This is a genomic window from Pantoea eucrina (assembly GCF_002095385.1).
GTDB classification, from domain to species: domain Bacteria; phylum Pseudomonadota; class Gammaproteobacteria; order Enterobacterales; family Enterobacteriaceae; genus Pantoea; species Pantoea eucrina.
Genome location: NZ_MIPP01000025.1, coordinates 29,714 through 49,829, shown reverse-complemented (window position 1 = coordinate 49,829; position 20,116 = coordinate 29,714). Strand labels below are relative to the sequence as shown.

General features: G+C 43.9%; 18 protein-coding genes. All 18 read right to left on the bottom strand.

Annotation, left to right across the window (positions count from 1 at the left end; translation table 11 throughout):
* Positions 1 to 8: 8 nt before the first annotated feature.
* The 18 genes from wzzB to HA43_RS12000 all read right to left on the bottom strand — a co-directional run bounded on the left by wzzB (position 9) and on the right by HA43_RS12000 (position 20,109).
* Positions 9 to 1,016, bottom strand: coding sequence for an LPS O-antigen chain length determinant protein WzzB (gene wzzB, locus HA43_RS12085; protein WP_094111767.1), 1,008 nt, complete (start codon positions 1,014 to 1,016; stop codon positions 9 to 11).
* Positions 1,017 to 1,084: 68 nt separating this feature from the next.
* Positions 1,085 to 2,494, bottom strand: coding sequence for an NADP-dependent phosphogluconate dehydrogenase (gndA, locus tag HA43_RS12080; RefSeq protein ID WP_039385340.1), 1,410 nt, complete (start codon positions 2,492 to 2,494; stop codon positions 1,085 to 1,087).
* 109 nt (positions 2,495 to 2,603) lie between these two features.
* Entirely contained in the window at positions 2,604 to 3,362 is a 759-nt protein-coding gene (locus HA43_RS12075) for a glycosyltransferase family 2 protein (protein ID WP_094111766.1), read from the bottom strand.
* On the bottom strand, positions 3,359 to 4,231 hold the full coding sequence (locus HA43_RS12070) for a hypothetical protein (protein WP_094111765.1): 873 nt from the start codon (positions 4,229 to 4,231) through the stop codon (positions 3,359 to 3,361). Before HA43_RS12070 ends, HA43_RS12075 begins: the two co-directional genes overlap by 4 nt.
* 3 nt (positions 4,232 to 4,234) lie before the next feature.
* Positions 4,235 to 5,263 (bottom strand): glycosyltransferase family 2 protein, encoded by a 1,029-nt coding sequence (locus tag HA43_RS12065; RefSeq protein ID WP_094111764.1) that lies wholly within the window; start codon positions 5,261 to 5,263, stop codon positions 4,235 to 4,237.
* A 4-nt stretch (positions 5,264 to 5,267) separates the two neighbouring features.
* A complete protein-coding gene (locus HA43_RS12060) occupies positions 5,268 to 6,281 on the bottom strand; it encodes an EpsG family protein (RefSeq protein WP_094111763.1) in 1,014 nt (337 codons plus the stop codon).
* Between the two features lie 19 nt (positions 6,282 to 6,300).
* Entirely contained in the window at positions 6,301 to 6,855 is a 555-nt protein-coding gene (rfbC, locus tag HA43_RS12055) for a dTDP-4-dehydrorhamnose 3,5-epimerase (RefSeq protein ID WP_094111762.1), read from the bottom strand.
* A gap of 49 nt (positions 6,856 to 6,904) precedes the next feature.
* Positions 6,905 to 7,810, bottom strand: coding sequence for a WavQ (locus HA43_RS12050; RefSeq protein ID WP_094111761.1), 906 nt, complete (start codon positions 7,808 to 7,810; stop codon positions 6,905 to 6,907).
* Between the two features lies 1 nt (position 7,811).
* Positions 7,812 to 9,326 carry a lipopolysaccharide biosynthesis protein gene (locus HA43_RS12045; protein ID WP_094111760.1) on the bottom strand — a complete coding sequence of 505 codons (1,515 nt, stop codon included), beginning with the start codon at positions 9,324 to 9,326 and terminating at the stop codon, positions 7,812 to 7,814.
* A 27-nt stretch (positions 9,327 to 9,353) separates the two neighbouring features.
* Complete coding sequence (gene rffA / locus HA43_RS12040; RefSeq protein ID WP_094111759.1) at positions 9,354 to 10,481, bottom strand: dTDP-4-amino-4,6-dideoxygalactose transaminase; 1,128 nt, start codon at positions 10,479 to 10,481, stop codon at positions 9,354 to 9,356.
* A gap of 24 nt (positions 10,482 to 10,505) precedes the next feature.
* The gene (rfbA, locus tag HA43_RS12035; RefSeq protein ID WP_094111758.1) at positions 10,506 to 11,381 is read right to left on the bottom strand and encodes a glucose-1-phosphate thymidylyltransferase RfbA; all 876 of its coding nucleotides are present in this window, start codon (positions 11,379 to 11,381) and stop codon (positions 10,506 to 10,508) included.
* A gap of 46 nt (positions 11,382 to 11,427) precedes the next feature.
* Positions 11,428 to 12,315, bottom strand: a complete 888-nt coding sequence (gene rfbD / locus HA43_RS12030; RefSeq protein WP_094111757.1) for a dTDP-4-dehydrorhamnose reductase — start codon at positions 12,313 to 12,315, stop codon at positions 11,428 to 11,430.
* The gene (gene rfbB / locus HA43_RS12025; RefSeq protein WP_094111756.1) at positions 12,315 to 13,400 is read right to left on the bottom strand and encodes a dTDP-glucose 4,6-dehydratase; all 1,086 of its coding nucleotides are present in this window, start codon (positions 13,398 to 13,400) and stop codon (positions 12,315 to 12,317) included. The genes rfbD and rfbB overlap by 1 nt, the downstream gene beginning before the upstream one ends.
* A gap of 429 nt (positions 13,401 to 13,829) precedes the next feature.
* A complete protein-coding gene (gene galE / locus HA43_RS12020) occupies positions 13,830 to 14,843 on the bottom strand; it encodes a UDP-glucose 4-epimerase GalE (protein ID WP_094111755.1) in 1,014 nt (337 codons plus the stop codon).
* Between the two features lie 44 nt (positions 14,844 to 14,887).
* On the bottom strand, positions 14,888 to 15,784 hold the full coding sequence (gene galF, locus HA43_RS12015) for a UTP--glucose-1-phosphate uridylyltransferase GalF (protein ID WP_094111754.1): 897 nt from the start codon (positions 15,782 to 15,784) through the stop codon (positions 14,888 to 14,890).
* Positions 15,785 to 16,164: 380 nt separating this feature from the next.
* On the bottom strand, positions 16,165 to 17,388 hold the full coding sequence (locus HA43_RS12010; RefSeq protein ID WP_039385372.1) for a glycosyltransferase: 1,224 nt from the start codon (positions 17,386 to 17,388) through the stop codon (positions 16,165 to 16,167).
* A gap of 3 nt (positions 17,389 to 17,391) precedes the next feature.
* Entirely contained in the window at positions 17,392 to 17,676 is a 285-nt protein-coding gene (locus HA43_RS12005) for a hypothetical protein (RefSeq protein ID WP_113655024.1), read from the bottom strand.
* A 222-nt stretch (positions 17,677 to 17,898) separates the two neighbouring features.
* Positions 17,899 to 20,109, bottom strand: coding sequence for a phage tailspike protein (locus HA43_RS12000; RefSeq protein ID WP_094111752.1), 2,211 nt, complete (start codon positions 20,107 to 20,109; stop codon positions 17,899 to 17,901).
* Between the last annotated feature and the right edge of the window lie 7 nt (positions 20,110 to 20,116).

The following is a 20,116-nucleotide window of genomic DNA, read 5'->3' as shown; positions in this document are numbered from 1 at the left end:
TTTATATTTTAGTGACGACTGCGGTAGTTGCTGACGATGCTGCGGCCAATCACGATAGCCGAACCCAGCACGCCGCCCAGGATCAGGGCTAACAATACGGTAAGGGTCTTTTTCGGGCTGTCACGACGAATCGGCAGGTCAGCTTCAGCGATGTAGCGGAACGACTGCAGGTTGTCTGCCTGGATGGTGACATGCGTAATAGAGAGCAGCGCGCGCTCGGCACTGTAGTAGTCATCATCAAAATCGAGCGGCTTGGTCGCTTCATTGGTCACCATCGCGCGCAACGCTTCACTGCCCAGCAGATAGAGTGTGTCATCAGAGAGATACTCTGCCTGACTCAGCTGCGATTTTAAAAGGCCAGCCGCTTCCGCCACCTTCAGCGCCTGATTAATCACATCAAGACGATGCTGTTTTTTGTTAATGGCGATCTGCTTGTGCGCATCCAGAATCTCTTTCAGCTCTTTGGCTTTCACGCCCAGGCTATGCTTTATATCCTGACCATAATCGCTGACGACTTCATTATTGACAGTCGTAAGATACTTTTTCAGCTGCGCCTGCGCTTCATTTGCATTCTGCGCGACAAAAGAGATAGTCAGCGCATCATTACTGCCTTTATTCACCTGACTGATTTTTAATGTTTCAGGCTCTTCCTGATTTGCCAGGGCACCAGCGAGCGCATTCATTGAGGCGCTAAAGCGGCCGAACAGCTGGTTTTGCAGATCGGTAACTGACGGTTTTTCCTGAATGTTTTGCGCATACAGCACGCTCAGCGTGGCGTTATAGCTGGCAACCTGTCCCGCTGAAGGCTGCGTAACAATAGCCTCAGACGTCCATTTTTCCTTCGCCACACTTAAATAGACAATGCTTAACAACATTGTCACTACCATCGTCGCAATAATTATCCACTTGCCTTTCCACAGCTGGACGATTATATCGAGCAAATCTATTTCATCATTATTGTTTGAAGCCAGAACGCCCGGATCGTTATTCAGTCCGGGCTTATTGTTTGCATTCATAAATTCAGTACTCGCCAATCATTGTCAGCATAGAAAAACACCTCCCGAATGGGAGGTGTTAAGAACAGTTACTCTAACCACTCGGTGTGGAATACGCCTTCTTTATCGGTACGCTTGTAGGTATGCGCACCAAAGTAGTCGCGCTGCGCCTGGATCAGGTTAGCAGGCAGCACCGCTGAACGGTAGCTGTCATAGTACGCGATAGCTGCGGAGAAGGTCGGGGTCGGGATGCCGTTCTGTACTGCATAAGCCACCACATCGCGCAGTGCCTGCTGATACTGGTCAGCGATATCTTTAAAGTATGGCGCTAACAGCAGATTGGCGATATTGGCATCGGCAGCATAGGCGTCGGTGATTTTCTGCAGGAACTGTGCACGAATGATGCAGCCGGCACGGAAGATCTTCGCGATCTCACCATACTGCAGATCCCAGCTGTACTGCTCTGATGCCGCACGCAGCTGTGAGAAGCCCTGCGCATAGGAGACAATTTTGCCCAGGTAGAGTGCGCGACGCACTTTCTCAACGAACTCCGCTTTATCACCGCTTACTGCCTGCGCCTGCGGGCCGCTCAGGACCTTAGAGGCAGCAACACGCTGCGTTTTCAGCGAAGAGAGGTAGCGGGCAAATACAGATTCAGTGATCAGCGACAGCGGCTCACCCAGATCCAGCGAGCTCTGGCTGGTCCACTTACCGGTGCCTTTGTTTGCTGCTTCATCCAGAATCACATCAACCAGGTAGTTACCCTCTTCATCTTTTTTAGTGAAGATATCTTTGGTGATGTCGATCAGGTAGCTGCTCAGCTCGCCGTTGTTCCAGTCGGTGAAGGTTTCAGCCAGCTCTTCATTGCTCAGACCCAGCGCACCTTTCAGCAGTGCATAAGCTTCAGCAATCAGCTGCATATCGCCATATTCGATACCGTTATGCACCATCTTCACATAGTGACCAGCACCGTTCGGGCCGATATATGCTACGCAGGCGTCGCCATCTTCTGCACGGGCCGCAATCTTATCGAAGATAGGAGCAACCAGTTCATAAGCTTCTTTCTGACCGCCGGGCATGATAGAAGGACCTTTCAGCGCGCCCTCTTCACCGCCGGAGACGCCGGTACCGATGAAGTTAAAGCCCTGCTCGCTGAGTTCCTGATTACGACGGATGGTGTCTTTGTAGAAGGTGTTACCGCCATCAATCAGAATATCGCCTTTATCCAGATGCGGCGTCAGCGATGCGATAGTTTTATCCGTCGCTTCACCCGCCTGTACCATCAGCAGAATACGACGCGGTTTTTCCAGCGACTCAACAAACTCTTCTACGGTGTAAAACGGAGCAAGTTTCTTACCCGGATTCTCAGCAATGACTTCATCGGTCTTTTCGCGTGAGCGGTTGAAGATAGAAACGGTGTAACCACGGCTCTCAATGTTCAGTGCCAGGTTACGGCCCATGACTGCCATCCCTACTACGCCGATCTGTTGCTTAGACATCGTTATCTCCTGTCATTTGGTATCGCTTATAAATGAACATGCAAGTGCATATCAAACTAGCAACAATATACTATAAAAATTTAAAAATTACTTGAATGCTAATAGGATATTATTTCCTAAATATTGCACGCCAAGCATAAAAAGTAAAACACTCGATAGCTCTATGCAAACTAAGTTTTTCAATATCCCTATAAATTTGCCACTGCCTTTTACACTTCTTAAGCTTATTCCTAGATATAGAATTTGGTAAGATTCTATAAAAAGTTAAGACCTCATTAATCAAATAAGCTCTGCTTCCGCCTTTGAGCAATTTAAGCCACAACGCATAATCCTGGCCCGTTCTAATAAGTGGCATGAAAAAATCATCAAATGATTCTTTTTTAAACATTACAGTGGAGCATCCGAGGGTTGCCTTTTTTTTCAACATATCCTGATAGCTGAAACTAATATTTTCACCTTGCAAATCCACAGTCTTACCTAAAGAGTGACCTGAAGAGTCAATTGTTGAAAAAGCAGTAAAAGAAAAAGATATTTTATTGTTTTTCATAAAAGCAATCTGTTTTTCAAGCTTGTCAGGCAACCACAAGTCATCACTATCCAAAAACGCTATAAATTCACCACTTGCTTTACCTATGGAGTTGTTTCTAGTTACAGCAGCACCTGAATTAAAATTATTTTTAAAACCTTTTATTCTCGAGTCTTTTTCTTGATAACTTTCTATGATATCAAATGTATTATCTGTAGAACAATCATCTGTTATAAGCAACTCCCAATCTGGATAACTTTGACTTAATATAGACTCAATTGATTGCACTAAGGTATCACCAGAATTAAAAGTGGGCATTATTATTGAAATAGTATCTTTCATTTACACATGCTCTTTTTGAAGATAATTTTTTGCAATCCAAAAAAGTTAACACTCTGAAGGAATTGTTTGTCATTAAGATCAGCTAAGACATTTAACTTTTCTAAACCTTTTGTAAGTGAGGTTATAACCAGTGGGTAATGATTGACCTTATCTTGAATCAAATATGAGTCATATCCATTTGCAAATGTAGTGAGTTTATACCAGATATCATCAGCAAAAGGGCATAAATTTGAGATAGCTTTAAAATCTGATATTCTTTTATCAAGTGAACGCAGAGGATAACATATACCAGATACACCTGTTGGCAAAATAGCATGCTCTTTGTTATCAGAAACTTTAGCTAAGGGCCATTTTTTATAAGAAAGAAGATCATTACTAAAATTATCGTAACTAATCACTCTTGCTCGATTGCATAAAACATGAGATAGAAATTTAGGGTGCTCTACAAAATTCTTCATCCAATTTTTAGGATATAAAACATCATCATCGGCAGTAACAACATGAGTATATTTAGCATTACTTTCATCAAGCATGAATGATAATTTTTTATATGATTTAACATCCTGCTTAACTCTTTTTATCACCAAGCCGCGCTTTTCCTGCTTCATTAATATCCAATTGGTTATCAAAGAACACTTATCGCCCTCGTATATCCAAAGATAAACCGCGGCTGGCTTTACAGATTGGGATAATAAAGTTTCAATAGTAATGAATACAAAATTGAATCGCCAACCATAAGTAGTTAAAGAAACCGCCAAATCATTTCTTTTCTCTTTTGATGATTCGTTTGAATATATGGCTCTCAAGGAAAATAAAAATGTCTTAGCTATTGAAACAAGTGCGAACCTGGTTTTTTGTAAAATTCGCATCAGTTAAAATCCTTCATTGAGTATTCGCTCAAATTCAAATTTATCTACACTATTTAACCTGATGGCATCCTTGAAAAGCTTAAAAGCAACAGATAAAGATTTATTAATGCCGATTTTGTTTATTAAAATTAGGTTTATAACAATCTTTGATAAGGAGGGCAGCAACCAGATATACCAAATAAGACCTAGATGATCTTTCATGTTTACAAGCCTGTTAAGATAATGAATATATGCTTTACGTAATAACCGCTCAGGGCTCCCTGTGATACTTGAGCCTACTTTATGAAATATGATAGATTTCGTATTGCAAATCATCTTTGCTTTTAACTTAAGTAGTCTTAACGAAAGTTCTATATCTTCTTCACCAAAAAAAAACTTTTCACTAAAGCATCCTATCTTGGAAAAAAAACTTGTCTTAAACAGGATACAGCAACCAGTAGCAAAGCTTATTTCAAAAGATTCAGCAGGAAAAGAAACATGATTTACATCTTTCTTTGCAAAAAAATATTTCCTTTTCCCAAATTTATTTAATATCCCTCCGCAATTCCAAATAATATTTCTATCATAGTCATATCTGATTTGCGGGATGACTGCATCATGGTGAGTTAAAGAATCCAGCAACGGCTCAAGAAAATCATTTTCTACAATTGTATCATTATTCAAGAAGAGAATATTTTTATACCCCATCTTTTTTGCAAACATAGCGCCTATATTGCACCCACGAGCAAAGCCATGATTTACACTCGATCTCAAAAGCCTAACACCTTGGCCTCTATATGCTTTTAATGATATCAATGATAAGTTTTTGAAAAAATCATCATTGCAATTTAAGCTTTCACAGTCACCATAAACATCTGCAAAAGAATCTTCCAGATTTACATAGTCTGTGTAATTTGAATTATTATCAAGAACGAAAATGTCAGCTTTATTTTTCAATAAACCAATCGATAAATTTAAGCTCTTACAGCACTCGATGGTGTCATGAGAACCGTTCCAATTAAGTATAATGATAAGTGTTTTTTGTTTAATCATTAAATTATAAACCGATTAATTTGAGGTTAACTAGATAAAAATATAAAAATACCCATGATGAGAGTATTAAATGCGCAAGAAACTTTGGTTTAAAAAACGCAGCTATTCGTGGCAATGAAAAAATAAATGATACCGCATAAAGCTCAAAAGACCTTGAAGCTAATACTGGAACTGAAGAGCATAAATAAAAGACAGTAAGCATAAAGCTAAATAACTTTAAGAATATAATATCTTTAGCTTCAAGCTCATCTTTTTTGTATGTGCAGAAAATGTATATAAGGAAAAAAGAAAAAGCTGATAATGTGAACTTACTGAATATATTTACATTATCGAATCGACCAAAATCCTGCGCTCCTAATGTATAAGTTATACCCTTTGTTGCTAAGGGTTCAGGTAAAAGCTTGAATACTTCGATTAATAATGAATTTACATCTCCAATAAGAAGCACAAAGCATAATGCAGCGAATGGACACAAAAAGACAAAAGCTTTGTTTATTTTTCTTGGAGAGAAAAGCATTAAAGGTATTAAGATTACTGCACTGAAATGGCAAAGCGTGGCAAGTGCTACTTTTAAAATATACGATTTTTTATTAGATTTAACTAAATCAGGAATTGCAAGTAAATATAATGCAGCTGCCAAGCCCACTCTAATTTGCGTCATTTCATGCAATATATAAAACATGCCAGCATAAACAATGAAAGATAAGTATATATTATCTGAATGATTCTTTATAGCATATGCTTTTATTGTAATACTCAATAACGCATAAAATAAAAATATCACCTCGGGATTCTTGTTAAACAAATATTCAGAGGCATATGAAAATAATAAAAACACAGGCTCTTTTATGTTATATATGCCATTGTAAATATTCAGCACTTCACTATAATATGTTATCGAATCATTATCTAATCCTGGCGTTCTTAACCCAGCTATAAGAATTAAGGTGAACATAAATAAACAGAAAAAAAATAGACTTTTACTGACTATTAATGAGCATGTTTTTTTTTGTGTCATTTTTACTGGCTCGTCACGGTCAAATAAAAAAATCTTTTTCTAACTCTTCAAACGACAATCCATTTTTATCTTTTTCGGATAGAAAAAACTCTGCGCCTAGCGGCCATTCAATACCGATGCATTCATCATTCCATTTTAAACATCTATCGTTTTCAGGCGAGTAATAGTTTGTAGTTTTGTATACAAATTCCGCCGTTTCACTTTTAACAATGAATCCATGAGCAAAACCTTCAGGGATCCAGAGTTGCTTCATGTTTGTAGATGATAAGTAGACTCCAAACCATTGTTTAAAAGTAGGAGATTTTAGCCTTAAATCTACCACAACATCATATACTTCACCATTTATGCATCTAACTAACTTTCCTTGAGCCGCTGGTTTTTTTTGAAAATGTAATCCTCTTAATACACCTTTTTTAGATTTTGAATGGTTATCTTGCAAAAAAACAATGTCTTCTCCCACCGCTTCATTGAAATCTTTTGAGTTATAGCTTTCAAGAAAGAAACCTCTTTCATCTCCATATACTTTAGGTTCTAAAATTAATAAACCTGGGATATCTGTTTCTATAATATTCATTAAACACTCTTTAAATTCACATTCGGGTTAGATAAAAGGTCTATACTAATCAAAAAAAATCAATCATTTCTTCTGTGCATATTTTAACATTAAGAATAGACTTTTGATGTTCTTGATTAATATGTTCTAAAACTTTGTGTTTCGTTTTTTCTGCCCAAATTTCTTGCTCAGCACTAAATCCGTATGATATACCGAACCTGTCGGACTCATTTGGGTACCATGAAATCAATGATTTGTCTTCGCTGGGTACCACGTAGGACTTACAACCGCACATGATTGCAAATATAGAATAAGCGGTATAATCATCGTAACTTATAAATATTTTCGTCCTTTTAAGAATACTTGCAGTTTCATGATGAGAAAGACCATCGATTTGAACAGCATTGCGACTATGAACAAACTTTTTGTTCTTTCCTTTTCTAATCAAGTATGAACATTCGATGTCGCGAGTAATTGATGTTTGATTGACATCATTATAAACATCTATAGGGTAATAAATAACCTTAAGCTCATGACTTGAAAGCTTGGAATCCTTTAAAGTGAAATCATCAATAGCAGAGTTAAATTTGTAATACAATTCACCTTTTCCATATTTTATATATTTAGTATGAAACCCTGGTTGATGCAAAAACCAGCGCACAACATTATTTATTTTCAGTGGATTCCCGTTTATTATTTCTGGATAAATTACTATACAGTCATCCGGAAAATCCTCACTATTCCACACAGGAGTATCCCAAACATCATTAATTTTGTATGCTTTTTTATTTTTCAGTTCCCATTTTATTTTTGAAAGTATCTTTTTTAAGGAGAAGGCACCATAAGCTAATGGATCCATTTTTACTAAATACGCATTATGATTTGTATGCTTATTAATAATATGACAAAGTCTATGTAATACTATAGAGCCTCCACTATTATCGTTATAGGAGTTAGCATATATATAAAATTTCATTTCAGCGCTCTCTAAATCTATAATTTGGTAAAATATTACTTACAAATCTTACATATAGATAACTTACAGCTAATCCAAAAAGGCCAATGCATAGCAAAATAAAAAAATCAGCTACTCTTCCTTGACCTAATAATGAGAGTTTATTAATAGCACTCATAAGAAAGTACTGCATTATTGCTAACGGTAGCATAACCAAATATATAATCTTTGCACCGTAACTAAAGTATTTATTGAGATTGTAACCACCCCACAAAATGAAAAGCATCGTTGTGTTAATGGCAAAGAACTTTGAAGTTCCAGCACCTAAATAAATCTTTGCAATATAAACATTAGCAGGTATTACTAAAACCGCAAATAAAGCATAAATATATGTATGTGCTTTCAACCTTCCAATGCTATAAAGCAAAAGGAATATAAAGTTAGAAAATATCGCAGAAATGCCTCCAATAAACAACCATGGCAAGTACTGACTAACTTTTTCGGAAAGAGTCATACTATTACTCCAAAGCAAAACAATTTGCTTAGAGTATACAAAAAACATTGAACTTAAAGGGATAGTTATAATAATAATAAATGTTAGTGAATTAAAATAAAAGCGACTGAAATTTAAATAATCTTTTTCAAAGTAGCACTTGGTAAGTCTCGGTTGTAAATACTGATTAATTGGGTCGCTCAAAATCGCAAGAATACCTATAATTGAAAGCGCTACACTATAAATTCCATATTCGCCCAAATTCATATATTTAGAAAGCGTAAGTTTATCGGATTGATTAACTGCAACCCATAACAATGATAAACTTGATAATTGAAATGCAAAGTATAACATTTTGCGTAATGAAGTTTTTTTAACTGCACTCACACTGTTTTCGTTATCTAAAATAATTAATACTTTTTTATTGGCCCTTTTACTAAAAATATAGTAAAGCATGGTAGTTATTAGTGCGGCCAATAGTTGAATGGTAAAGAAAAAAACTATACCTTTATTCAATAAAATCAGCAAAATCAAAGAAACAGGCTGCGAAATTGTTGTGTATATTAAATTTAACGTTGTTATTGTTATTTGGCTTTCACATGATAGGAGTATACTTCTAAAAGGGCCTTGCATATATCTAAGTGAAAATATACAAAACATTATTGTTAAACAAGTAGAAACAGTTTCCTTGTCCAAACTTGAATTTAACCATGTATTGCCATATTCCCTACTAATGTAAGACCCTGATATAGAAACAATAATACTTATTACAAAGAAAAAAAGAATTAACTTCCTATATACCTTTAAAAAATTACAATAACCTTCAAAGCTTTTTTTTGATATTATTGATTCCCTGGTTAAAACTCCACCAATCCCTGCATCCAACACACTCAAACATGCGATTAGTACAGAAAAGAAGCCTACTAACCCGTATGCCTGTAAACCAACCGCATTGATTAGATGCGGTATTAGCACTATTGAAACAATAGATGTGTAGATCCTTACGCTATAAATATATGCTAACGATCTAATATCTTTGCTCATTTTTTATCATACCAAAATAAAATAAAATTAGTCCCGAAAAAAATTAATTATCAAACTCGTGATTTTTTCCACTTGTTTTGTTGTTAATTCATAAAATAAAGGCAATCTCAAAAGACAATCAGTATACATATCGCTTATCGGTAGCTCTTCTTTATCATTATCTTTAATGTAAAAATCACTTTTGTTTAGCGATAGATAATGAAAAACAGCATGTACGCCATTATCTTTTAAATGCTCAATAAGTGCGCTTCTTACAACCTCTGATTTGCATACAATATAAAACATATGGGCGTTGTTGGTTGCAAAGTCAGGCACGTTAGGTAATTTTATAAATCCCTCAGCACTTAATTCTTTCAAATTTTCGAAATATTTATTCCAAATATTTTTTCTTCTATCCTGAATGTCATCTATGTTTTCCAGTTGCGCATATAAATAAGCAGCAATCATATCTGAAGGTAAAAAAGAGGAACCGATATCAACCCAGCCATATTTATTAACTTCGCCTCTAAAAAAAGAGGATCGATTAGTTCCTTTTTCTCTTATTATTTCAGCACGCTGTATATATTTATCATCATTTATTACCAGCATGCCACCTTCACCAGAAATAATGTTTTTTGTTTCATGAAATGAAAATGTTCCGAATGTTCCTATACTACCAAGAGGCTTACCTTTATAATAAGAATCTATGGCTTGAGCTGCATCTTCAATGATAGGTATTTGCTTTGCATTAGCAATCTCAACTATCCTATCCATATCGCATGCTATTCCAGCATAATGTACTATTATTATTGCTTTAGTTTTATCAGTTATTTTATCGCGAATATCTTCTGCAGATATATTTGGGTTTATTTCACAACTATCTGCAAATATGATTTTTGCTCCTCTTAATGCAAACGCATTTACCGTTGAAACAAAGGTATATGAAGGAGCTATCACCTCATCCCCTGGCCCAATATTGAGTAAGATAGCAGCCATCTCTAATGCATCAGTGCAAGAAGTCGTGAGTAGTGCTTTTTTAAATTTATATCTATCTTCAAAAAAATCATGGCATTTTTTTGTAAACTCACCGTCGCCTGATATCTTACCTTTACTCACTGCTTGAGAAATGTAATAAAGTTCTTTACCATAAAGATATGGTTTATTAAAAGGGATCATTTTTTCCTCTAATTAATAAATAATTTAATTATTAATTGTTAACTTTTTAAGGTAAATACCATAATCATTTTTTTCTAAACTTTTTGCTAGTTCTAATAATTGTTCTTTGCTGATCAGTTTTTTTCTAAAAGCAATTTCTTCAGGACATGCCACTTTTAACCCCTGACGCTGTTCAATTGTCTGAATAAAATTACTCGCTTCTATCAGGCTGTGATGCGTGCCTGTATCCAGCCATGCAAAGCCCCGCCCCATCATCGCAACCGAAAGTTTACCTTGTTGCATATACAGATTATTGATGTCAGTAATTTCCAGCTCACCGCGAGGTGATGGTTTCAGGCTCTTAGCCAGCCTGACAACGTCGTTGTCGTAAAAATAGAGACCTGTTACTGCATAATTGCTTTTTGGCGTTTTCGGTTTTTCTTCAAGAGAAATAGCTTTACCATTCTCATCAAACTCAACAACGCCATAACGTTCCGGGTCGTTGACATGGTAAGCAAATACGGTTGCTCCTGAAGTTTGATCAACTGCTTTCATCAGCTCTTTTGGAAGGTCGTGTCCGTAAAATATGTTATCGCCCAGGACCAGCGCACAACTGTCATCGCCAATGAACTCTTCACCGATGATAAATGCCTGTGCAAGACCATCCGGGCTCTCCTGCACCTTATATTGAAGATTCAATCCCCATTGACTGCCATCGCCAAGTAGCTGTTCAAAGCGTGGTGTATCCTGCGGGGTGCTGATAATCAATATCTCTCTGATATCTGCCAGCATCAGTGTAGTAAGCGGATAGTAAATCATAGGCTTGTCATAGACAGGCAATAGCTGTTTACTTACGGCCATTGTTACAGGATACAAACGCGTGCCGGAGCCACCAGCGAGGATAATACCTTTGCGAGCCATATTTTTCTCTCAGGGAATTGATTATGAATATTTGATAGAAACTATATTATGCCAAAATTTCATTGATAGCATAGCGAACGCCATTCTGCCAATGTGGCAAAGTCAAATTAAAGCTTCTCTCAATCTTCGTTAAGTCTAAGCGCGAGTTGAGTGGCCTTTTCGCCGGAGTAATATATTCAGCAGTTTTGATAGGACTCAATTTTTTGATTTTCAGTCCGGTGCTATATTTTTCTGACTCTGTAAAAATTAAAGATGCATAATCAAACCAGGACGTTTCACCGGCTGCAGCGAGGTTATATATTCCTCTCAGTTCCGGATTAGCCTGAATCATGCGTAATGCATGAGCCGTAATATCAGCTATAAGCGCAGCGCCAGTAGGCGCACCAATCTGATCGTTGATGATACTAAGCGCTTCTTTTTCACTGCCCAGTCGCAACATCGTTTTAATAAAGTTATTGCTTCGTGACGCATATACCCAGCTGGTGCGAAAAATCAGGTATTGTATATCTGCTGCCGTTATAGCCTGCTCACCGGATAGTTTTGTTTTACCATATACATTACGTGGTTCAGGTTTGTCGCTCTCTCGCCACCGGTTATGCCCTTCTCCTGAATAGACATAATCAGTCGAGTAGTGAATCAGAATAGCATTAAGGTTTTTCGCTTCTTCAGCCATGACTTTAACACTGGTACTGTTGATCAGTTCAGCCAGATCGGGTTCAGATTCAGCTTTATCAACTGCAGTATAAGCAGCAGCATTGACAATGATATCGGGACGCAGGTTTTGTATGCTTTTGCGAATTTCTTCCGGTTGCGTCAAATCACCACACCACTCAGTTGAACGGGTGCTTAATGCAGTGATTTTTCCCAGTGGCGCAAGTGCACGTTGCAGCTCCCAGCCTACCTGTCCGGTTTTACCAAAGAGAAGGATGTGCATTAGTTGCGATCCTTATAGTTTTCCGACAGCCATTCGCGATAACTTCCGCTTTTAACGTTATCAACCCACTCGCTGTTCGCCAGATACCATGCCACCGTTTTCCTGATGCCACTCTCAAACGTCTCTGCCGGTATCCAGTGGAGCTCGCGGGTGATTTTACTGGCATCAATTGCATAGCGCCTGTCATGACCCGGACGATCGGTGACGTAGCTAATCTGATCTCTGTACGAGCCTGCTTTAGGCATCAGCTCATCCAGCAGCTGACAGATGGTCAATACCACATCGATATTTTTCTTTTCGTTATAACCACCGATGTTATAGGTTTCCCCCACTTTGCCCGCCGTGACTACGGTGTAAAGCGCGCGCGCATGATCTTCTACATAGAGCCAGTCACGGATCTGATCGCCTTTGCCGTATACCGGGAGCGTTTTACCTTCAAGCGCATTGAGAATAACCAGCGGAATAAGCTTTTCCGGGAAGTGATAAGGGCCGTAATTGTTTGAGCAGTTGGTTACCAGTACCGGCAGGCCATAGGTGCGCTGCCAGGCGCGGACCAGATGGTCACTGGAGGCTTTAGACGCAGAGTAAGGACTGCTTGGCGCATACGGAGTGGTTTCAGTAAACAGCGGCAGCGGTGCATCCTGTTGCCATTCGTCCGGATGCGGCAGGTCCCCGTAGACTTCGTCAGTCGAAATATGGTGAAAGCGGAAAGCCGCTTTGCGTTCTGCGCTCAGCGCGTTCCAGTACTGACGCGCAGCTTCAAGCAGCGTGTAAGTTCCGACGACATTGGTTTCGATAAACGCTGCTGGACCAGTAATTGAGCGGTCAACATGACTTTCAGCCGCGAGGTGCATGACCGCATCTGGCTGATGTTTTGCAAAGATAGCTGCCATTGACTGTGCATCACAGATATCGGCCTGCTCAAAAGCGTAACGCGCTGAATCTGCCACGGTGACCAGCGACTCCAGATTGCCGGCATAGGTCAGCTTGTCGACGTTGACGACAGAATCCTGCGTAGCATCAATGATGTGACGCACTACGGCAGAACCAATAAAGCCTGCACCGCCTGTAACTAATATTTTCACGCTTGTCGTCTCTCCTGGCAAATCCTGAAAAAAACCACGCTACCGCCCCTGGCTTACAGCTACCAGACTACTCATACGCTTTTGCTTTCAGCGCAGCCGGCAAAAGGCACAGAACATATTTAACAAATGTCGATTGTTAAGGCGCAGTTTAAAAATAGTGATTCGATTTTCGTATGTTGATACACGAGTTACAAGCGCTAAAGAGTTAGTTTGTCAGGTGGCTGAATAAAAATTAGGCCAGAACGCGTTAACAGACTATTTATTAAACAGCTTTTTTACTGCATGTTAATAAAAATATGCATCGGGTCCAGCTTCAGGTTGTTAGCATCTCTGAAACGCAAAATGGGATAACCGCTGAGTTAGTCTGAACCCGCAGTTACCCCATTCATAAGTCTCTGTTAACTGTATATGCCTTACCGGCTTATAGAGTTATCTGAATCCATTCGGATTCTTCGACTGCCAGTTCCACGTATCGCGCATCATCGCGTCGATGCCGCGCGTGACGCGCCAGTCGAGTTCATTGTTCGCCAGCGTTGCATCGGCCCAGAAGGCTGGCAGGTCGCCGTCGCGGCGCGGTTTGAACTCAAACGGGATTGCTTTACCGGAAGCCGCTTCGAACGCTTTGATCATCTCCAGCACAGAGAAGCCGACGCCGCCGCCGAGGTTATAGGCTTTATAGCCCTCAACCTTGCTGAGGTGATCCAGCGCTTTCAGGTGCCCTTCTGCAAGATCGACAACATGAATATAGTCGCGCTGAGCGGTACCATCTGGCGTCTCATAGTCGTTACCGAATACGCCGAGCTTGTCGAGACGGCCAATCGCCACCTGCGCAATGTACGGCAGCAGGTTGTTCGGGATACCGGTCGGGTCTTCGCCAATCTCGCCAGACTCATGCGCGCCTACCGGATTAAAGTAGCGCAGCGCGATAGCTTTGAATTTGGGTTCCGCTTTGGCGAAATCGCGCATCACGAGTTCGGTCATCAGCTTGGAGGTGCCATAAGGACTGGTGGTGCCGCCAATCGGCGTGGTTTCTACATAAGGAACCGGGGCGTCAGCACCATATACGGTGGCTGATGAACTAAAGATAAAGTTCCAGACGCCCGCGTCACGCATCTCTTCCAGCAGGACCACGGTGCCGGCTACGTTGTTTTCGTAGTATTCCAGCGGCTTACGCGTGGATTCCCCAACGGCTTTCAGCGCAGCGAAGTGGATCACAGCAGAGATGCTGTGGCTGGCAAACAGATCGCGCAGGCAGGCGCGGTCGCGGATATCGCCTTCAACGAATACCGCTTTTTTACCCGCCAGTTTTTCAACGCGGTTAATCGCTTCGCGTGATGCATTGCAAAGGTTATCCAGAACTACCACGTCGTCACCGCGCTCCAGCAGCGCCAGTACCGTATGGGATCCGATATACCCTGCCCCGCCCGTTACCAAAATAGCCATGTCTACTCCTTGGAAACCGCGCAGGCTGCGCGGTATGGGAATGCTTACTTATCCAGAATCTTATGAATCGCTTCGCGGAAGTCGCGGCCCTGTGTGTTGCTGCGCAGGCCATAGGAGACAAACGCCTGCATGTAGCCGAGTTTACGGCCGCAGTCGAAGCTGGTACCGGTCAGCAGCTGCGCATCAACCGGTTTGGTTTTGCTCAGCGACGCGATGGCGTCAGTCAGCTGGATACGGCCCCATGCGCCTGGCTCGGTTTTCTCAAGCTCAGCCCAGATGTCTGCAGAAAGAACATAGCGACCCACTGCCGTCAGGTCAGAGTTCAGTTCAGCGGCATGCTCCGGCTTTTCAACGATGCTGGTGATCGTGCTGATATCGCCCGGGTTGTCGATAGGCTGCTCGGTGGTCAGCACGCCATACTCAGAGAGATCTTCATTCGGCATATGTTTTGCCAGAACCTGGCTGCGACCGGTCTCTTCAAAACGCGCAACCATTGCGGCCAGGTTATAGCGCAGGTGATCGGCAGTAGAGTCATCCAGCAGTACGTCTGGCAGCACAACTACAAACGGGTTGTCGCCAATCATCGGACGCGCGCAGAGTACGGAGTGACCCAGACCCAGCGGATCGGCCTGACGAACGTTCATGATGGTAACGCCTGGCGGGCAGATAGACTGCACTTCGCTCAGCAGCTGACGCTTAACGCGCGCTTCCAGCAGGGCTTCCAGCTCGTAGGTTGTATCGAAGTGGTTTTCCACCGCATTTTTGGAAGCATGGGTGACCAGCACAATCTCCTTGATGCCTGCCGCCACGCACTCGTCAACGATATACTGGATCATTGGTTTGTCGACGATAGGCAGCATCTCTTTTGGAATGGCTTTAGTCGCAGGGAGCATATGCATACCGAGGCCCGCAACCGGGATTACTGCTTTAAGCTTGGTCATATTTGTTCCATTTTATGAAGTGTAGACATGCATCGATTATGCAGGAATGGCCGCTCGGGCAAGTATAATCTTTATCTGAAAAGGCGACACTAACTCTCTGTCACAGCATCAAAAATTAGTTATTTCAGGCGGTGAGCAGCAGTAATTTTCCGGGCAAATTCAAGCGCTAAAGGCGGTCAAAAGCGTGACGTAAATAACATTCGGGCATGGGATTAAGACCGCCGTTTTTCAGAATGATACGACGCGCATAGGGTGGTCAGACAATAAACAGGGGCGTCATGAAGAGCGCCCCTGCCGGTTAGATTCTGAGCCAGCGCGCAGGTGCCCGGGATTGTCACGCAAATGACCCTGCCGATAGCCTGCCCGGGCGTTCATTCTGCTTACACCATCTGCTCCAGAATTTTCGCCAGTTCCCCGTAGGCAATGTGCTGGTTAAACTCTGTTTCCACTTTATGACGCGCGGCAGCGACTACCGGTGCCACATCTATGTCCCCGCGTGACAGACGCAGCAGCGTGGCAGCCAGCTCGTCAGCATCGTTCTCAGAGACCAGCCAGCCGCTGACGTTGTTCTGGATCAGCTCCGGAATGCCGCTGTGGTAGGTGGATACCACCGGCAGCCCTACCGCCATAGCTTCCATCAGCGCTACGGGGATCCCTTCCATATCACCGTCGGCGGCCGTTTTTGAAGGCAGGAGAAAAATGTCAGCGTCGTTGAGCGCCTGGCGGATCTCCTCCTGCGGCTTAAAGCCCGGCATGCTGACCATCTCTTTCAGGCCGGCACGGGCGATATGTTCGCGCATCATCCCTTCCTGCTCGCCATTGCCGATAATGGTGAATTCAAACTGGCCGCCTTTGTCGCGCAGAATTTCACTGGCTTTGACGGCAACGTCCAGCCCTTTTTTCTCGGTCAGGCGCGCCACAGAGACGATGCGCAGCGGCTGATGAAACGCTTCGCGCGGCCGGAAGTTGAATTTCTCCGGTTCAATGCCCATGCGCGTCACGTGCACTTTTTCGCGCGGACAGCCCATCTCAATCAGCTTGTTCTCCCACAGGTGACTGATAGGCAGCATCAGCTCGCTCTGCTTAAACAGATTGACGTAATCCTGCTTGTGCTCTTCCAGAATATGGCGACGTGAGATATCTGCACCGTGGAATACGGTCGCCTGCTTGCCTTTCAGCACGCCCAGTTCGCGCAGCTTGTTAGCCAGCGCGCCGGCGTAGCCAAAATGCACCAGAAAGACATCGGCGGTGAAGGTCTGTTTCGCATTAGCGACAATCGCCGGCAGCAGCAGCTTCTTCGCCTGTGCACCGTAGCGGCCCACGTTGAGCGATTTGATCAGCGCCGGTTTGGCAATCTTCGGCAGCATCAGGCCGATACGCTGCGTGAGCTTGTCGAGGTTCGATACCTTCTCTTCCGGCAGCAGATAGTGTGTTTTTGCCGCCAGGTTATAGTCGTCGAACGCGGCGTGACGGTTGATCATGTCACCCGGAAACACCGAGATGATTTCAACGTCATAGCCGGCATCAATAAAGTGAGTTACCTGGTTGAGGACAAACGTCTCAGAGGCAACCGGAAAACGCATGGTGAAAAAGGTTAACTTCATCACTTACTCCAGTACAGTCAGAAGTTCTTCGGTGATGCGGTTGCCTGTTTCACGCGCCTGCGCGACCGCGGTATTTACGTTCAGTTTTACATTGCCGTCGTCAGCCAGCACGCTCTTACGCTTTACGCGAGCCATCAGGCTTCGGGGCGTTTTCTGCTGCTGATAACAGCGGGCCGGATCGCTATCCTGCTCTGCGTACGCTGCCTGCAGTAAGTCAGTCATCCCGTGCAAAATTGCGCCATCACCGCTATTCCCGCAGGTATGATTACCCGCCAATAAAATCCTCATACAAACTCCAGATGTATTTTTTGTAATTCTTACAAGCCGCCGCTTCTGTCCTGAGCAGCAAAGTGAACTCTGGCAAAAAAAACTGCAATGGGACAACGCCCGAAAAGTAATGCCAACTGCCTGTTATCTAACCTAAAGCTTCTTACGGGATTTCAGGGGCGCATAAATGTGACCCCTGTGTATCCCATTGGGGCGCATTAATGTGCCCCCTGCAGCGTTTATTTATCCCTTAAGGGCGAAATAAGGCATCGCAACCTGCTCGCCGTTGATTACTACCGACACAAACCCTTTTGGCTGACGGGTATCGACCTGCTCCGGTTTCAGCTCACGTGATGCCATCAGCAGATCGCCCTGCTCATTGCCACCGATGCCCGCTTTACCGTTATGCAGACTAAAGCGCTGCGGCGCCTGCTGGCTGCCGTTGCCTGGCGTACCTTTGACCATCGTGGCGTCAACGCGCGCACAGCGTCCGGTCATAAAGCGATCTTTGGCGGTGCTTTTTATCAGCACCACGGTGGCCGGCGTCCAGCCTGCCAGCCTGACCCAGACTTTGGTATCGGTGTCAGAGCGTGCCACCAGCCGCACCTCCAGCACCGGGGAGCTGCCTTCGGCTGACCAGCTCGCCTCCGCTTTCTGCGTTTTGCGCTGCAGATGGATCACCGCCCGTCCGCCAGTCTGCTTGCCGCCGGTCACCTCCATCATCGGCGCATTATCGGTGCCGGGGCTGAACTGTGACTGGCCAAACAGCTCAATTTCCCAGCTATCGCCCACGTCCGGCGAGTAGAAATTGCCCAGCTCAAACCACGTCGCCTGATTGGTGTTATTACTCAGGCGGAAGCGCGAGGTGATGTAGTTATATTTAAGGCTGCCGTCGATGGCGACGCCATAAGACTCCACGCGGGTAGAGCCCATCTCCCAGATGCTCAGCCAGCGCTCACCCTGCAGCGAGTTGTCGATCCAGCTGCCTGACTGCAGATTCGTCTGGCGCATATTGAGACGTGAGTTGCGCGCATTAAGCGGGTTTTTGCAATCTTCCAGGCTCAGCGCGTCGATAATCCACTGTCCGTTAGAGATATCGCCAGGATGCTCGCTGTGCTCAATCCAGCCGTTATGAATAATCGACTGACTGCAGCGCGGCAGGTTCAGCACCATCCCGCCGGTACAGCGCTGGGCGTTGAAGTTAGAGAGCTCTATCGCCGTGCTGTGATCCCAGGCGCCCGCTTTCTGACCTGACCAGCCCGCTTTGATAACATCACCGGTACAGGTATCGGCATACCACTGGTCAATTTTGCAGTCGAGCGTATCGAGCAGGCTGATTGAGGTGCCTCCCACGCGGTTGAAGCGCAGGCAGGCGCCGCGAAAGAACTGGCCGCCCGGACAGGTATTGCTGAACAGTCCCTGCCGGTTGGGCCGCTTGTCATTCTGGCCGTTGAAGTTGAGGTTGGAGATCTCAGTCCAGCGCGCTTTGACTTTAAACACAAAGTCGGAGCGGCCATCAGAGACCAGCGTGGTCGCCGGAAAATAGCCAAAGTTAACCATCGCGCCGGAGATACGGAAAAAGCGCTGCTCCTCCTCGCCGAAGTCACAGCCGGTGACAAAGAACTTACCGGCCGGAAACTGCACGCAGATTGGCTGACTGTTATCAAGTGACCACTGATACATCGCCTTGATAGCCGGCGCCGCATCCGTTTTGCCGTCGGCGATAGCGCCGAATTCAAACAGCGTCAGGCGGTTAAAATCTTCCACCACACGCCGCCAGTAAAAACCGCTGCCGCTGAAGATGACGCCATCATCATCGCGCGCGTCGCCGTACGTCCCGACAAATTCACCGCCACCCACTTCCAGCCCTTCATGCCAGCTCTTGAGCTTGATCTTGGCGCCGGCAAACAGCGGGCGGGTTTTACGCAGCTCCTCAACGGAGGGTATCTCGCCAATCAGCTGATAGCCGTTTGGCTGGGCCAGACGCTGGCTGAAATTATTCTGGCCGGGGCGTGAGACATCGGTGATGGAGAAGAGCGTGTTTCCTTCGCTGTCTTCCACCGCCATGGAGTGCGCCGGATTGGCGATCAGCGCAGCATTATCATGGATAAACTGCGCAAAATTACCTTTGTTCAGCGCGATCGGCTGGCTGATTTGCGCCACTTTACCGCTGGCGTCGCGCAGATACACCGGTATCTGATTGCCTTTCTGGCTGGCGTCGCTGCCCGCTTTACCGATCCACAGCCTGCCTTCAAAGTTCTGCCAGAACTGCGGCGGCATGGTATAGACATTTTCCGGCGTAAGGATGGGCACATCGCCCTGCGGCACGCTGGCCGGATCGACCGGCTTCAGCGCGGGCTGGCCGCTTTTCGCCGCATAGCTGGAAAACGCGCTTACGGAAAGCGCGGTGACAATGGAGGAGGCGGCTGCCTGCAACACTTCTCTTCTTTTCATGCTGATA

Excerpts from the sequence above, each read along its gene's own strand:
- HA43_RS12000 (WP_094111752.1), bottom strand. The coding sequence starts at position 20,109 with ATGAAAAGAAGAGAAGTGTTGCAGGCAGCCGCCTCCTCCATTGTCACC.
- gndA (WP_039385340.1), bottom strand. The coding sequence starts at position 2,494 with ATGTCTAAGCAACAGATCGGCGTAGTAGGGATGGCAGTCATGGGCCGT.
- HA43_RS12060 (WP_094111763.1), bottom strand. The coding sequence starts at position 6,281 with ATGACACAAAAAAAAACATGCTCATTAATAGTCAGTAAAAGTCTATTT.
- HA43_RS12070 (WP_094111765.1), bottom strand. The coding sequence starts at position 4,231 with ATGCGAATTTTACAAAAAACCAGGTTCGCACTTGTTTCAATAGCTAAG.
- HA43_RS12010 (WP_039385372.1), bottom strand. The coding sequence starts at position 17,388 with ATGAAGTTAACCTTTTTCACCATGCGTTTTCCGGTTGCCTCTGAGACG.
- rffA (WP_094111759.1), bottom strand. The coding sequence starts at position 10,481 with ATGATCCCTTTTAATAAACCATATCTTTATGGTAAAGAACTTTATTAC.
- HA43_RS12050 (WP_094111761.1), bottom strand. The coding sequence starts at position 7,810 with ATGAAATTTTATATATATGCTAACTCCTATAACGATAATAGTGGAGGC.
- wzzB (WP_094111767.1), bottom strand. The coding sequence starts at position 1,016 with ATGAATGCAAACAATAAGCCCGGACTGAATAACGATCCGGGCGTTCTG.
- HA43_RS12005 (WP_113655024.1), bottom strand. The coding sequence starts at position 17,676 with ATGAGGATTTTATTGGCGGGTAATCATACCTGCGGGAATAGCGGTGAT.
- HA43_RS12075 (WP_094111766.1), bottom strand. The coding sequence starts at position 3,362 with ATGAAAGATACTATTTCAATAATAATGCCCACTTTTAATTCTGGTGAT.
- rfbD (WP_094111757.1), bottom strand. The coding sequence starts at position 12,315 with ATGCACATCCTTCTCTTTGGTAAAACCGGACAGGTAGGCTGGGAGCTG.
- rfbC (WP_094111762.1), bottom strand. The coding sequence starts at position 6,855 with ATGAATATTATAGAAACAGATATCCCAGGTTTATTAATTTTAGAACCT.
- rfbA (WP_094111758.1), bottom strand. The coding sequence starts at position 11,381 with ATGGCTCGCAAAGGTATTATCCTCGCTGGTGGCTCCGGCACGCGTTTG.
- HA43_RS12065 (WP_094111764.1), bottom strand. The coding sequence starts at position 5,263 with ATGATTAAACAAAAAACACTTATCATTATACTTAATTGGAACGGTTCT.
- HA43_RS12045 (WP_094111760.1), bottom strand. The coding sequence starts at position 9,326 with ATGAGCAAAGATATTAGATCGTTAGCATATATTTATAGCGTAAGGATC.
- galE (WP_094111755.1), bottom strand. The coding sequence starts at position 14,843 with ATGGCTATTTTGGTAACGGGCGGGGCAGGGTATATCGGATCCCATACG.
- galF (WP_094111754.1), bottom strand. The coding sequence starts at position 15,784 with ATGACCAAGCTTAAAGCAGTAATCCCGGTTGCGGGCCTCGGTATGCAT.